The sequence below is a fragment of the Salmonella sp. 2020_1395 genome (assembly GCF_043848115.1).
GTDB lineage: Bacteria > Pseudomonadota > Gammaproteobacteria > Enterobacterales > Enterobacteriaceae > Salmonella > Salmonella enterica.
Map to the genome: position 1 here is coordinate 249855 of NZ_JBCMFH010000001.1, position 14221 is coordinate 264075.

The window sequence follows — 14221 nt, forward strand, 5'->3', positions numbered from 1 at the left end:
CTTTGATTTGCATCAAATTTTGTTTAATTGAGAAGACTGTTATATTCTGTTGGTTTGAGCTGGCGACGAGTAAAACGTATGACAAAACCGACAAAAGATGACGAACTGTACCGCGAGATGTGCCGGGTGGTGGGCAAGGTCGTGCTGGAAATGCGCGATCTGGGGCAGGAGCCTAAATATATTGTTATTGCGGGCGTGTTAAGAACCGCGCTGGCGAATCAACGCATCCAACGTAGCGCGTTAGAAAAACAGGCTATGGAAACCGTGATTAACGCTCTGGCGCGGTCATAGCCGCTATCAGGGTGGCAATAACGACATCGCCTTTGAATTGTCGCGATTGTCACCATGGCGGGCTGGTTACCCGCCGTTAGCGATGCGCAAGGTTATCAGGTGATGGCTAGGCGCAGCCCTAATGTATCAGGGTACGGCTCAAAATAATTCTGGCTGCGTAGATAGTCATCCGGATGTTCCGCCAGATAGTGCTTCAGCAGCGTTAACGGTGCCAGGATAGGTAGTCGGCCCGCCCGGTAGCCGAGAATCACCTCGCGTAATTCCGCGCGTTGCCTGCTGTTCAACGCGCGGTGAAAATAGCCCTGGATATGCATCAGCACATTGGTGTGATTTTTACGTGAAGCGGGGTGGCGCAGGATAGCCATCAGTTTTTCTCTGTATCGGACAAAGAAGGCATCCAGATCGTCCCACTCATGCAGACGCGCGACGAAAGGGCCAATTTCGCGGTAGCCGGCCTGGTGGTGGGCGAGAAGCTGAAGTTTGTATCGGCTATGAAACGCGAGCAAACTGTGACGACTCAAGCCCTGCGCGCGTAGCGCATTTAATTCATGTAGCGCGAAGATACGTGCGATGAAATTCTCGCGTAGTACCGGATCGTGCAGGCGACCATCTTCCTCTATCGGCAGCCAGGGATATTTGTCCATCATCGCGGCGGTAAACAGCCCCGTGCCAGCTTTGCGGCCCCTGTTACCCTTTTCATCATACAGGCGAACGCGCTCCATTCCGCAACTGGGCGATTTTGCACACACAATAAACCCCGCCAGCTCGCCTATTGTTGGCAGAAACCGATCGGCAAAGGCATTCATTCGCTCGGTGACGTCATCGTGCGGGGCATGGCTATAGCGCATCCGAATGTCGCCACAGGTCGTCTGGATAAGACGCAGCGCAGGGCGGGGCACGGGCAGGCCGATCGCCACCTCCGGGCAGATCGGTTTGTAGGCCACCCACGGTGCCAGAGAGTTCATGACGAAATCCATACGCTTATGTCCGCCATCAAAGCGTACCGCGGCGCCAGTCAGACATCCGCTAATGCCGACTACGGGTTTGTTATTCATGATTCCCCCTTATTGAAAGTACGACGACTGACGCCAATGGCGCAAAATGTTATCTCACGCTGATTTAAAACTTACACAACTTTGTTTTTTTGTCTAAGTTTTCGCGGAGATTTTTTTTATGTATTTAAATATCAATAAGATAGAATGAGGGGAAGAAATCTATTTCAGCGCTTATAGTGTGATAACCTCCAGCGAAGCGACCACGTTGCGCCACTGGGCAAGCTGTTTTTTCTGCCCGGCAGTGAGCTTGCCGGTGGTCACCAGGAACCATTTTCTCTGGGCGAACAGCTCGGGCGCCAGAACGGCTGGTGGAGAGGGAAGCACATTGAGCCGCAGCTCTTGTCCGGTACGAGTCAACGCTTCCAGCCAGATTTCACAGTGATCCGAGAGATGCCATCCGCTAATAAAAGCATTGTTGCCAGGTGCTTTTCTGTCGCCTTCAAGGCAAAAAGAGGTGTAAGCAATAATGATGCCATCCAGTATTTCGCGCAGCGTCATCACGGCGGGAAGATGCGCGGACACTTTGCTGCGCAACGGACGCAATAAATGGGTCACCAGTTCTGCGCGGGGATATTCCCGGCCACAGTCATAAATCAACTGCCGCAGCGCGTCAATTCGCCCTTCGTGGAGATGTTGAAGCATCGTCTCCTGAATCGTTATCCAGTTATCGCCCAGGCGAATGACCGGACGCGACAGTAAGGGTTTGACCTGGCTTATCGGTACGCCTTTTCTCACCCAGTCGAGGATGCTAAGCGCTTGTCGAATATCGTCATCGCTGTATAAGCGATGCCCGCCATCAGTACGCTGCGGTTTCAATAAACCATAGCGTCGCTGCCATGCCCTTAGCGTGGCGGCATTGATACCGCATAGTCTGGCAAATTCGCCGATAGAATACGACATGGTAAAGCCCGTTAAATAAGGGGATTCTACTATATCATGATTAAATGAAGACTAAGGTAGTGATAAATGGTGCGGCATACCAGGGCATCCGTATGGATTTTGTCGATGATGAGCAATACTGCGTGGCGTAAGGCTCATCAAAATATGACCAATGCTTAATACCATCGGATGCCCCTGGTTAATACTCTATTAACCTCATTCTTCGGGCGCAGTTAAGTAACTCTGTCACTTTATGAACCTGTAGCTTTCTCATCATATTCATCCGATGTGTTTCGACGGTTTTTATACTGATATGTAGCTTTTCGCTGATCCCATGATTGGTATACCCCTCGTCAATAAGTTTAAGAACCTGACGCTCGCGCAAAGTAAGCAGTTGATGATTGGTCGTGTCAGCCTTTAATTCAGCCAGGATAGCTTCCCGATTCAACGTCGGGTCAATGTAACGCTTGTTTACTGCGACTGTTTGCAATGCCGCTAACAGAACTTGCTGACTACTGCTTTTTAAAACATAGCCATTAGCACCTGCGGCTAAAGTTTTAATGGTCATATACTCTTGTTGGTATGCTGTGTAAACCAGAATATTCATTGCTGGCCAACGCTGATGTAATTGAGGAATGATATCCAGGCCATTGATGCCAGGTAGACTAAGATCAAGGATAAGTATGTCAGGCTCGTATGCGCAACAGGCATTATAAACCTCAAGACCATTTTTAACATGCTCTACAATTTTAAAATGAGGCCAGGGTAATAAGGCATTCATAATGCCGTTAATGATGATTTCATGATCGTCTACTAATAAGATCTTATATTCTTTCATTTTGCTGCCCTCGCGAAAATTAAGATAATATTAAGTAATGGTGTAGTTTTTGAAGATCATACGTATTTTCTGGCGTAAGTCGGTTAGTTCCTCCAGCGCGATGATTTTCCCCATTTTTACGCGATTCTCAATGTCTATGACATAGCATACCAATTCAGTCTGCCCTATTTGACCTAAACAGCCTTTTAATGTGTGAATTAACTGATCGATTTTTTGTCCAGCCGATACGGCATTTTCAATATCAGCCAGCAAGAGGTCCAGTGATTGGAAAATCTTGCTATTAATGACCATATCATCTGTCGCCAGTAGCGCTGAGCAGCGACTTGGATCCTGCTCCTGTAGCTCTATATTTCGTAAAAGCTGGTATTCTGCGGCAATACTGATATAGCGAGCTAAGGTAGCCAACGTCACTGGTTTGGTAATGTAATGATGAATCCCATTTTTTTTACAACGATGAATATCTTCTGTCGCTACGCTAGCGGATAGCGCCACAAACATGCAGTCAGGATCTAAATTATTCGGCTCATCGTGCCATAATTGTACACATTCAATACCATCTATTTCTGGCATTCTAATGTCAATCAGTACTAAATCGAATCGTTGCTGTTGTGATAAAGTCAGAGCCTCGTTACTACTGGCGGCAATAGTGACGTGTTGGCCCAGGCTGACAAGCATTTTGCCGATGATATCCCGATTAATATCGGCATCATCAACCAAAAGAATCTGCAACTGCCAGGGTGGTAACAAATTATTTATTACTGGCATATTTGGTGTACACAATATTAACTGTTGCGCCAGGTCGTAGAGTTTTCCGGGGAAATACAAAAGCTCTGCGTTGAGAAGCGCATTTTGCTGGTGGGGTGGCTCGCCGCGTATTCCCCAGCAAGCCAGTTGCCGATGCAGGCAGAACGGCGCTGACAGCGTCCCTTTAATTGGTTGAGGCGGCTGGTATTCTTGTAAGGGTAATACTAGCGAGACACAGGTTCCAACCCCGGGGACACTTTTTAGTGTCAGATTACCGCCCATCATTTTAGCCAGGCTTGACGCAATAGTCAGTCCAATTCCTGTGCCTTGCGAATTTGTGTCTGCTTGATAAAAAGCAGTAAAGATTTGAGACTGCTGCTGTATTTCAATCCCTTTACCGCTATCGCTAACCAGAAATATTAATTGTTCCTCATGACGCTTGACCGTCAGACGTATCCCTCCGGTTTCGGTAAATTTTACCGCGTTCCCGAGTAAATTAACCAAAATTTGCCGTAAACGGATACTGTCGGTATGAAAATAGAGAGGGACATGTTGACCGACAAAAGTACGTAATGACAGTTTTTTGCTTTGCGCCGGCCCCTGGATGGTTTGCATTGCCTGGTCCAGTAACGGCAGTAACGCTGTTTCTTCCATATGTAATGTGAAATGACCAGACTCGATGCGTGAAAAATCCAGCAGATTATTAATAATAGCTAACAAAGACAGTGTACAATTCCTGGCGGTATCAGCTAATCCTTGCTGCTCTATGTTTAAAGGGGTGGTTTGTAATAATTCAATCGCACCGAGTACGCCATTCATCGGAGTACGTAACTCATGACTTATTACCGTAAGATGAATGCTTTTACGTTTGTTAGCTTGCTCAGCGCGTTTTTTTGCTTCATTTAGCGCCTGGGTGCGCTCTGCGACTTTGTTTTCCAGATTGTCGTATTGGACTTGTAGAGTATCAAGCAGTTGGTTAAAAGCACCGGCAATACTATCTAATTCATCCAGTCGTTGTGCTGGTAAACGTGTGCTCAGCGGTGCAGTTGCGGTTTTATTAATGACATCGACAAAACGCCATAACGGTTTGGCCAGTGAGCGATGTAGTAACCAGCAAAAAGCCGACGTCATCAACACCAATGCTGTTAATGTAAAGGGGATTTGTTGAAGGATAATTTTTAAGATGCGATTATGTAGATTACCGTATGGGTACAGCGTAACCAGACTCCATCCGGGGCCATGCAAGGTTGTGCGTAATATCAGAAATCCGGGAATTTGCTGCCATCCATCATGCAGCGTTACATTTTCTAACTGTGTACGTATTTTTTGCGGGATGTATGAAAACGGCAATAAGTGGTTGTTTTGATCCAGCCATACTCGAATACTATCATCTAATGGTAGGTAGCTCTTAGTAATGAGATCGGGAAGTTTAACCGTTACCCCAAAAAATACGCCTTGCTGATCGGCAACCGCAACGGAAGCGTGCCATCCTTTGCCGTTTATGTATTCTGGTTCACTCCAGTAAAACCCGGCATGGGTTGGGTATAAAGGAAAGCTTTTTCGCGTTAAAGGCTGTAGAGTTGAATAATCTGAAGGGTTATCAGTAGATAATAACGAAATCTCATTTTTATGGTTAAGAATAAAACTATCGCGACGAAAGCTTTTTTCATCGATATCAGAGGACTGCAGAAAGAGACGGTGCTTCTCTCCGTTTAGCGTCGGCGTGCAATTTGAAGGACCGACAGAAAGATGCCGGCTCACCTCAGGGAAAATATCGTTATGATGAATCTCAGTCGCTAATGAGCATTGATACATTAAATTTTTAGCGTCACGTTCAGCCTCTTCAAACCGTTGATTGCTTAGTACAATATTCATCTCGGATAGAACGGATAAGTCCTCTATTATATGCTGCCGTTTCTGAACCATTGATATATAAGCTGCGGTAAGCACAGATAGCAGCCAAATAATTATTGTTGTTAATAAAAATAAAAAAGTTAGCCTGATTACTAAAGATGTTTGCAGCGTATTCTTGAGATTGAGCAAATTCATAATGCTTTCCTCCAGTTGCCTGTTGCAAAATCTTTGGCACTTGATCACTATCGCAGTACATATAGTTTCATCAGAAGATTAATCGATGGTGTTATCATTAGGAAGATAAATTTCTTCATATATAACCCAGTCGATGACTACAATTACTTTTTAATAAGGTGGCGATGTAAAAACATCGTAACAGTTTATTTAATAAATAATTTTTCAAATTGTAATTTTTTATGTCAATGCTGAAAGTGTAATTGTGAATTTATCGGAAAATCCGAATGATAGAATCGCCTGTGACAAGGTATATGTAGACAGCATCCTGATATTGTACAAGAAGAGTATAGTCGAAATAAATGTGAATCAGGCTTTTTACGGATGTGGTTGTGAGCGAATTTGATAGAAACTCCCATTTATGTCTGAGGAGGGATTCATGCTGGCAGTTTTAAAAGGCATTCCATTAATTCAGGATATCAAGGCCGAAGGTAATAGCCGATCCTGGATAATGACTATTGATGGGCATCCTGCCAGAGGAGAAATTTTCTCAGAAGCATTTTCTATTTCTTTGTTCTTAAATGACCTGGAAAGCTTACCTAAGCCTTGTCTTGCCTATGTGACACTACTGCTTGCAGCACACCCGGACGTCCATGATTATGCTATACAGCTCACAGCGGATGGGGGATGGTTAAACGGTTATTATACCACAAGTAGTAGCTGTGAGCTTATTGCTATTGAGATAGAAAAACACCTGGCTTTAACTTGCATTTTAAAAAATGTAATACGCAATCACCATAAACTTTATTCGGGTGGGGTATAAAATGATAGTAAATAAACGTTTAATCTTAATTTTACTATTTATACTCAATACAGCAAAGAGTGATGAGTTATCATGGAAAGGTAATGACTTCACCCTTTATGCCAGACAAATGCCATTAGCAGAGGTTTTACATCTGCTCTCAGAGAACTATGATACGGCTATTACTATTAGCCCATTGATAACAGCTACATTTAGTGGAAAAATTCCGCCTGGACCACCGGTCGATATTTTGAATAACCTGGCAGCACAATATGATTTGCTTACCTGGTTTGATGGCAGCATGTTATATGTATATCCTGCATCGTTATTAAAACATCAGGTTATCACTTTCAATATTTTATCTACTGGGCGGTTCATTCATTACTTACGCAGCCAGAATATCCTTTCATCACCGGGATGCGAGGTTAAAGAAATTACCGGTACCAGAGCTGTGGAGGTGAGCGGTGTTCCCAGCTGTCTGACTCGTATTAGTCAATTAGCTTCAGTGCTGGATAATGCGTTAATCAAACGAAAAGACAGTGCGGTGAGTGTAAGTATATACACGCTTAAGTATGCCACTGCGATGGATACCCAATACCAATATCGCGATCAGTCCGTCGTGGTTCCTGGGGTCGTGAGTGTATTGCGTGAGATGAGTAAAACCAGCGTCCCGGCGTCATCGACGAACAATGGTTCACCCGCTACACAGGCATTGCCCATGTTTGCTGCCGACCCACGCCAGAATGCAGTGATCGTTCGTGATTATGCGGCCAATATGGCCGGGTATCGGAAACTCATCACAGAATTAGATCAACGCCAGCAGATGATAGAGATTTCGGTGAAAATTATCGATGTTAATGCTGGAGATATTAACCAGTTAGGCATCGACTGGGGAACGGCAGTGTCGCTGGGTGGCAAGAAAATTGCGTTCAATACAGGTTTGAATGACGGCGGTGCTAGCGGTTTTTCAACGGTAATCAGCGATACCTCAAACTTTATGGTGCGTTTGAATGCCCTGGAAAAAAGCTCTCAGGCTTATGTACTTTCCCAGCCATCTGTGGTGACTTTAAATAATATCCAGGCTGTGCTGGATAAAAATATTACTTTCTATACCAAACTGCAGGGAGAAAAAGTGGCTAAACTTGAATCCATCACTACGGGTTCTTTGTTGCGCGTTACACCTCGCTTGTTAAATGACAATGGCACGCAAAAAATAATGCTTAATCTTAATATTCAGGATGGACAACAAAGTGATACGCAAAGCGAAACAGATCCGCTACCCGAAGTGCAAAATTCTGAAATTGCTTCGCAAGCCACATTATTGGCCGGACAAAGTCTATTGCTGGGAGGATTTAAACAAGGTAAACAAATCCACTCGCAAAACAAAATCCCTTTATTGGGCGATATTCCTGTCGTAGGCCATTTGTTTCGCAATGATACGACTCAAGTACATAGTGTAATCAGGCTGTTTTTGATTAAAGCCTCAGTAGTAAATAATGGCATATCTCATGGTTAATCCAAAGAACTCCTGGAAAATACGTTTTTTAGGTCACGTTTTACAAGGCCGGGAAGTATGGCTGAATGAAGGTAACCTGTCACTGGGGGAGAAAGGATGCGATATTTGTATTCCGCTTACTATAAATGAAAAAATTATTCTGAGAGAACAGGCAGATAGTTTATTTGTTGATGCCGGGAAAGCCAGAGTTAGAGTTAATGGCCGCAGATTTAATCCAAATAAGCCGCTACCATCCAGTGGGGTTTTGCAGGTTGCGGGAGTGGCTATCGCGTTTGGTAAACAGGATTGTGAACTTGCTGATTATCAAATACCCGTTTCCAGATCAGGCTACTGGTGGTTGGCTGGTGTATTCTTGATTTTCATCGGTGGAATGGGTGTCCTGTTAAGTATTGGCGGTCAGCCTGAAACGGTAAATGATTTACCTTTGCGGGTTAAGTTTTTATTAGACAAAAGCAATATTCATTATGTGCGGGTGCAATGGAAAGAAGATGGAAGCCTGCAGTTGTCCGGTTATTGCGCGTCAAGCGAACAGATGCAAAAGGTGAGAGCGACTCTCGAATCATGGGGGGTCATGTATCGGGATGGTGTAATCTGTGATGACTTATTGATACGAGAAGTGCAGGATGTTTTGATAAAAATGGGTTACCCGCATGCTGAAGTATCCAGCGAAGGGCCGGGAAGCGTGTTAATTCATGATGATATACAAATGGATCAGCAATGGCGTAAGGTTCAACCATTACTTGCAGATATTCCCGGGTTATTGCACTGGCAGATTAGTCATTCTCATCAGTCTCAGGGGGATGATATTATTTCTGCGATAATAGAGAACGGTTTAGTGGGCCTTGTCAATGTTACGCCAATGCGGCGCTCTTTTGTTATCAGTGGTGTACTGGATGAATCTCATCAACGCATTTTGCAAGAAACGTTAGCAGCATTAAAGAAAAAGGACCCCGCTCTTTCTTTAATTTATCAGGATATTGCGCCTTCTCATGATGAAAGCAAGTATCTGCCTGCGCCAGTGGCTGGCTTTGTACAGAGTCGCCATGGTAATTACTTATTACTGACGAATAAAGAGCGTTTACGTGTAGGGGCATTGTTACCCAATGGGGGAGAAATTGTCCATCTGAGTGCCGATGTGGTAACGATTAAACATTATGATACTTTGATTAACTATCCATTAGATTTTAAGTGAGTGGAAAATGACAACTCTGACCCGGTTAGAAGATTTGCTGCTTCATTCGCGTGAAGAGGCCAAAGGCATAATTTTACAATTAAGGGCTGCCCGGAAACAGTTAGAAGAGAACAACGGTAGGTTACAGGATCCGCAGCAATATCAGCAAAACACCTTATTGCTTGAAGCGATCGAGCAGGCCGAAAATATCATCAACATTATTTATTATCGTTACCATAACAGCGCACTTGTAGTGAGTGAGCAAGAGTAAAGTAAAAATATCTTAGAGCCTATCCCACCAGGCGTTATTGGCGCAGCCAGCCTGGACACGGACAGCGCGCAAAAACCGGAGCGTACACGTAGCACGTGAGGTTTGACTCGCTACGCTCGCCCTTCGGGCCGCCGCTAGCGGCGTTCAAAACGCTAACGCGTTTTGGCGAGCACTGCCCAGGACCACAATGGCAAGTAAAATAGCCCTAATGGGATAGGCTCTTAGTTAGCACGTTAATTATCTATCGTGTATATGGAGGGGAATGATGATAAAGAAAAAGGCTGCGTTTAGTGAATATCGTGATTTAGAGCAAAGTTATATGCAGCTAAATCACTGTCTTAAAAAATTTCACCAAATCCGGGCTAAGGTGAGTCAACAGCTTGCTGAAAGGGCAGAGAGCCCCAAAAAAAGCAGAGAGACAGAGAGTATTCTTCATAACCTATTTCCACAAGGCGTTGCCGGGGTTAACCAGGAGGCCGAGAAGGATTTAAAGAAAATAGTAAGTTTGTTTAAACAACTTGAAGTACGACTGAAACAACTTAATGCTCAAGCCCCGGTGGAGATACCGTCAGGAAAAACAAAAAGGTAAAGCATAATGTCTTCAGGAAACATCTTATGGGGAAATCAAAACCCTATTGTGTTTAAAAATAGCTTCGGCGTCAGTAACACTGATACCGGGGGGCAGGATGACTTATCCCAGCAAAATCCGTTTGCCGAAGGGTATGGTGTTTTGCTTATTCTCCTTATGGTTATTCAGGCTATCGCAAACGATAAATTTATTGAAGTCCAGCAGAACGCTGAACGTGCCAGAAATACCCAGGAAAAGTCAAATGAGATGGATGAGGTGATTGCTAAAGCAGCCAAGGGAGATGCTAAAACCAAAGAGGAGGTGCCTGAGGATGTCATTATATACATGCGTGAACACGGTATTCTCATCGATGGTCTGACCATTGATGAATATATGGCTAAATATGGCGATCATGGGAAGCTGGATAAAGGTGGCCTACAGGCGATCAAAGCGGCTTTGGATAATGACGCCAACCGGAATACCGATCTTATGAGTCAGGGGCAGATAATAATTCAAAAAATGACTCAGGAGCTTAACGCTGTCCTTACCCAACTGACGGGGCTTATCAGCAAGTGGGGGGAAATTTCCAGTATGATAGCGCAGAAAACGTACTCATGAAAAAAGACCCGACCCTACAACAGGCTCATGACACGATGCGATTTTTCCGGCGTGGCGGCTCGCTGCGTATGTTGTTGGATGACGATGTTACACAGCCGCTTAATACTCTGTATCGCTATGCCATGCAGCTTATGGAGGTAAAAGAGTTCGCCGGCGCAGCGCGACTTTTTCAATTGCTGACGATATATGATGCCTGGTCATTTGACTACTGGTTTCGGTTAGGGGAATGCTGCCAGGCCCAAAAACATTGGGGGGAAGCGATATACGCTTATGGACGCGCGGCGCAAATTAAGATTGATGCGCCGCAGGCGCCATGGGCCGCAGCGGAATGCTACCTCGCGTGTGATAACGTTTGTTATGCAATAAAAGCGTTAAAGGCCGTGGTGCGTATTTGCGGCGAGGTCAGTGAACATCAAATTCTCCGACTGCGTGCAGAAAAGATGTTACAGCAACTTTCTGACAGGAGCTAAAAATGAATCGAATTCACAGTAATAGCGACAGCGCTGCAGGAGTAACCGCCTTAACACATCATCACTTAAGCAATGTCAGTTGCGTTTCCTCGGGTTCGCTGGGAAAGCGCCAGCATCGTGTGAATTCTACTTTTGGCGATGGCAACGCCGCGTGCCTGTTATCAGGGAAAATTAGTCTTCAGGAGGCAAGCAATGCGTTGAAGCAACTGCTTGATGCCGTACCCGGAGATCATAAGCGTCCATCATTGCCTGACTTTTTGCAGACCAATCCCGCTGTTTTATCAATGATGATGACGACATTAATACTCAACGTCTTTGGTAATAACGCCCAATCGTTATGCCAACAGCTTGAGCGGGCAACTGAGGTGCAAAATGCATTGCGTAATAAGCAGGTAAAGGAGTATCAGGAGCAGATCCAGAAAGCGATAGAGCAGGAGGATAAAGCGCGTAAAGCGGGCATTTTTGGCGCTATTTTTGACTGGCTTACCGGCATATTTGAAACCGTGATTGGCGCCTTAAAAGTTGTGGAGGGTTTTCTGTCCGGTAATCCCGCAGAAATGGCTAGCGGCGTAGCTTATATAGCCGCAGGTTGTGCAGGAATGGTTAAAGCCGGAGCCGAAACGGCAATGATGTGCGGTGCTGACCACGATACCTGTCAGGCGATTATTGACGTGGCAAGTAAAATTCAAGTTGGTTGTGAAGTCGTCGCGATGGCACTGGATGTTTTCCAGATTGGTCGTGCTTTTATGGAGACGAGAGGCTTATCTGGCGCAGCTGCAAAAGTTCTTGACTCCGGCTTAGGCGAAGAAATGGTTGAGCGTATGGTAGGTGCAGGGGAAGGAGAAATAGAGGAGTTGGCTGAAAAGTTTGGCGAAGAGGTGAGCGAAAATTTTTCCAAACAATTTGAGGCGATTGAACGTGAAATGGTTTCGCCGGGCGAGATGGAAGAGGAGTCTGCTGAGTTTTCTCGTAAGGTAGAAAATAATATGACGCGAAGCGCGGGAAAAAGTTTTACGAAAGAGGGGGTGAAAGCCATGGCAAAAGAAGCGGCAAAAGAAGCCCTGGAAAAATGTGCGCAGGAAGGGGGAAAGTTTCTGTTAAAAAATTTTCGTAATAAAGTTCTCTGGAATATGTTCAAAAAAATCCTGTATGCCTTACTGAGTGATTGTTCATTTAAAGGCTTACAGGCTATCAGATGTGCAACCGAGGGCGCCAATCAGATGAATACTGGCATGGTTAACACAGAAAAAGCGAAGATCGAAAAGAAAATAGAGCAATTAATAACTCAGCAACGGTTTCTGGATTTCATAATGCAACAAACAGAAAACCAGAAAAAGATAGAACAAAAACGCTTAGAGGAGCTTTATAAGGGGAGCGGTGCCGCGCTTAGAGATGTATTAGATACCATTGATCACTATAGTAGCGTTCAGGCGAGAATAGCTGGCTGTCGCGCTTAATCTGAGGATAAAAATATGGAAGCGAGTAACGTAGCACTGGTATTACCAGCGCCTTCCTGGTTAACGTCTTCTTCCAGTCAATCTCCCTCCGGGGAGGGAATGGGTACTGAATCAATGCTTCTGTTATTTGATGATATCTGGATGAAGCTAATGGAGCTTGCCAAAAAGTTGCGCGATATCATGCGCAGCTATAACGTAGTAAAACAACGGCTGGGCTGGGAACTGCAAGTCAATGTTTTACAGACGCAAATGAAAACAATTGATGAAGCGTTTAGAGCATCAATGATTACTGCGGGTGGTGCAATATTGTCGGGCGTGCTGACGATAGGATTAGGGGCCGTAGGCGGGGAAACCGGCCTTATAGCGGGTCAAGCCGTAGGCCACACTGCTGGAGGCGTCATGGGCCTGGGGGCCGGTGCAGCGCAACGTCAAAGTGATCAAGATAAAGCGATTGCCGACCTGCAACAAAATGGGGCCCAATCCTATAATAAATCCCTGGCGGAAATTATGGAGAAAGCAGCTGAAATTATGCAGCAAATCATGGGCGTGGGGTCGTCACTGGTCGCGGTTCTTGCTGAAATACTCCGGGCATTAACGAGGTAAATATGGTGCAAGAAATAGAGCAATGGTTGCGTCGGCATCAGGTGTTTACTGAGCCTGCATATTTAGGGGAGACCGCCATATTACTTGGGCAGCAGTTTATATTATCGCCTTACCTGGTGATCTATCGTATTGAGGCAAAAGAAATGATTATTTGTGAGTTCAGGCGCCTGACGCCCGGGCAACCTCGACCACAGCAATTGTTTCACTTACTGAGACTTTTACGCGGGATATTTGTGCATCACCCGCAGTTAACATGTTTAAAGATGTTGATAATCACCGACGTTCTGGATGAAAAAAAAGCCATGCTACGCAGGAAATTATTGCGCATCCTGACAGTAATGGGAGCGACCTTTACACAGCTTGATGGCGATAACTGGACAATTTTATCCGCCGAGCATCTTATCCAGCGACGTTTTTAAATGACCTTCCTGACGTAAATCATTATCACGTGAAAATAACAATCAATAGGTATGATGATGAAAGAAGATCAGAAAAATAAAATACCCGAAGACATTCTGAAACAGCTCTTATCCGTTGATCCGGAAACCGTTTATGCCAGTGGTTACGCCTCATGGCAGGAGGGGGATTATTCGCGCGCCGTAATCGATTTTAGCTGGCTGGTGATGGCCCAGCCATGGAGTTGGCGTGCCCATATTGCATTGGCTGGCACCTGGATGATGCTTAAAGAATACACGACGGCCATTAATTTCTATGGACATGCCTTGATGCTGGATGCCAGCCATCCAGAACCGGTTTACCAAACGGGCGTCTGTCTCAAAATGATGGGGGAACCCGGGTTGGCGAGAGAGGCTTTTCAAACCGCAATCAAGATGAGTTATGCGGATGCCTCATGGAGTGAGATTCGCCAGAATGCGCAAATAATGGTTGATACTCTTATTGCTTAAATAAC

The 14221-nt window shown here is 45.1% G+C and carries 16 protein-coding genes; 12 read left to right on the plus strand and 4 right to left on the minus strand.

What is annotated here, in order from left to right; genetic code table 11:
• Positions 1–78: 78 nt before the first annotated feature.
• Positions 79–291, plus strand: a complete 213-nt coding sequence (gene fumD, locus ACH0WD_RS01300; protein ID WP_000165779.1) for a fumarate hydratase FumD — start codon at positions 79–81, stop codon at positions 289–291.
• 95 nt (positions 292–386) lie between these two features.
• On the opposite strand, the gene mlrB is transcribed toward fumD, so the two are convergent.
• From mlrB to ACH0WD_RS01320, 4 genes are all read right to left on the minus strand, one after another.
• Positions 387–1346, minus strand: coding sequence for a transcriptional regulator MlrB (mlrB, locus tag ACH0WD_RS01305; protein ID WP_001060717.1), 960 nt, complete (start codon positions 1344–1346; stop codon positions 387–389).
• Positions 1347–1517: 171 nt separating this feature from the next.
• Positions 1518–2246, minus strand: coding sequence for a MerR family transcriptional regulator (locus tag ACH0WD_RS01310; RefSeq protein ID WP_000122320.1), 729 nt, complete (start codon positions 2244–2246; stop codon positions 1518–1520).
• A 178-nt stretch (positions 2247–2424) separates the two neighbouring features.
• Positions 2425–3063, minus strand: a complete 639-nt coding sequence (locus ACH0WD_RS01315) for a two component system response regulator (RefSeq protein ID WP_000666334.1) — start codon at positions 3061–3063, stop codon at positions 2425–2427.
• Between the two features lie 30 nt (positions 3064–3093).
• On the minus strand, positions 3094–5856 hold the full coding sequence (locus ACH0WD_RS01320) for a two component system sensor kinase (protein WP_001050767.1): 2763 nt from the start codon (positions 5854–5856) through the stop codon (positions 3094–3096).
• A gap of 400 nt (positions 5857–6256) precedes the next feature.
• Here ACH0WD_RS01320 and spiC point away from each other — a divergent pair, with 400 nt between their 5' ends.
• From spiC to sscB, 11 genes are all read left to right on the plus strand, one after another.
• A complete protein-coding gene (gene spiC, locus ACH0WD_RS01325) occupies positions 6257–6658 on the plus strand; it encodes an SPI-2 type III secretion system protein SpiC (protein WP_001747634.1) in 402 nt (133 codons plus the stop codon).
• 1 nt (position 6659) lies between these two features.
• Positions 6660–8153 carry an SPI-2 type III secretion system protein SpiA gene (gene spiA / locus ACH0WD_RS01330; RefSeq protein WP_000636797.1) on the plus strand — a complete coding sequence of 498 codons (1494 nt, stop codon included), beginning with the start codon at positions 6660–6662 and terminating at the stop codon, positions 8151–8153.
• Positions 8134–9345, plus strand: a complete 1212-nt coding sequence (gene ssaD / locus ACH0WD_RS01335; RefSeq protein WP_172480763.1) for a SctD family type III secretion system inner membrane ring subunit SsaD — start codon at positions 8134–8136, stop codon at positions 9343–9345. Before spiA ends, ssaD begins: the two co-directional genes overlap by 20 nt.
• A 7-nt stretch (positions 9346–9352) precedes the next feature.
• Positions 9353–9595 carry a YscE family type III secretion system co-chaperone SsaE gene (ssaE, locus tag ACH0WD_RS01340; protein ID WP_000210204.1) on the plus strand — a complete coding sequence of 81 codons (243 nt, stop codon included), beginning with the start codon at positions 9353–9355 and terminating at the stop codon, positions 9593–9595.
• 262 nt (positions 9596–9857) lie between these two features.
• On the plus strand, positions 9858–10184 hold the full coding sequence (gene sseA / locus ACH0WD_RS01345; protein ID WP_000972855.1) for an SPI-2 type III secretion system chaperone SseA: 327 nt from the start codon (positions 9858–9860) through the stop codon (positions 10182–10184).
• A gap of 6 nt (positions 10185–10190) precedes the next feature.
• Positions 10191–10781, plus strand: a complete 591-nt coding sequence (gene sseB, locus ACH0WD_RS01350) for an SPI-2 type III secretion system translocon protein SseB (protein ID WP_000094419.1) — start codon at positions 10191–10193, stop codon at positions 10779–10781.
• A complete protein-coding gene (gene sscA / locus ACH0WD_RS01355; RefSeq protein ID WP_000711023.1) occupies positions 10778–11251 on the plus strand; it encodes a SycD/LcrH family type III secretion system chaperone SscA in 474 nt (157 codons plus the stop codon). The genes sseB and sscA overlap by 4 nt, the downstream gene beginning before the upstream one ends.
• A 2-nt stretch (positions 11252–11253) precedes the next feature.
• Positions 11254–12708 (plus strand): SPI-2 type III secretion system translocon protein SseC, encoded by a 1455-nt coding sequence (gene sseC, locus ACH0WD_RS01360; protein WP_001079745.1) that lies wholly within the window; start codon positions 11254–11256, stop codon positions 12706–12708.
• A gap of 15 nt (positions 12709–12723) precedes the next feature.
• Complete coding sequence (gene sseD, locus ACH0WD_RS01365) at positions 12724–13311, plus strand: SPI-2 type III secretion system translocon protein SseD (RefSeq protein WP_000388333.1); 588 nt, start codon at positions 12724–12726, stop codon at positions 13309–13311.
• Between the two features lie 2 nt (positions 13312–13313).
• Positions 13314–13730, plus strand: coding sequence for an LcrR family type III secretion system chaperone SseE (gene sseE / locus ACH0WD_RS01370; RefSeq protein WP_000249608.1), 417 nt, complete (start codon positions 13314–13316; stop codon positions 13728–13730).
• 51 nt (positions 13731–13781) lie between these two features.
• Positions 13782–14216, plus strand: coding sequence for a SycD/LcrH family type III secretion system chaperone SscB (gene sscB, locus ACH0WD_RS01375; RefSeq protein WP_000979963.1), 435 nt, complete (start codon positions 13782–13784; stop codon positions 14214–14216).
• The last annotated feature ends 5 nt before the right edge of the window (positions 14217–14221 follow it).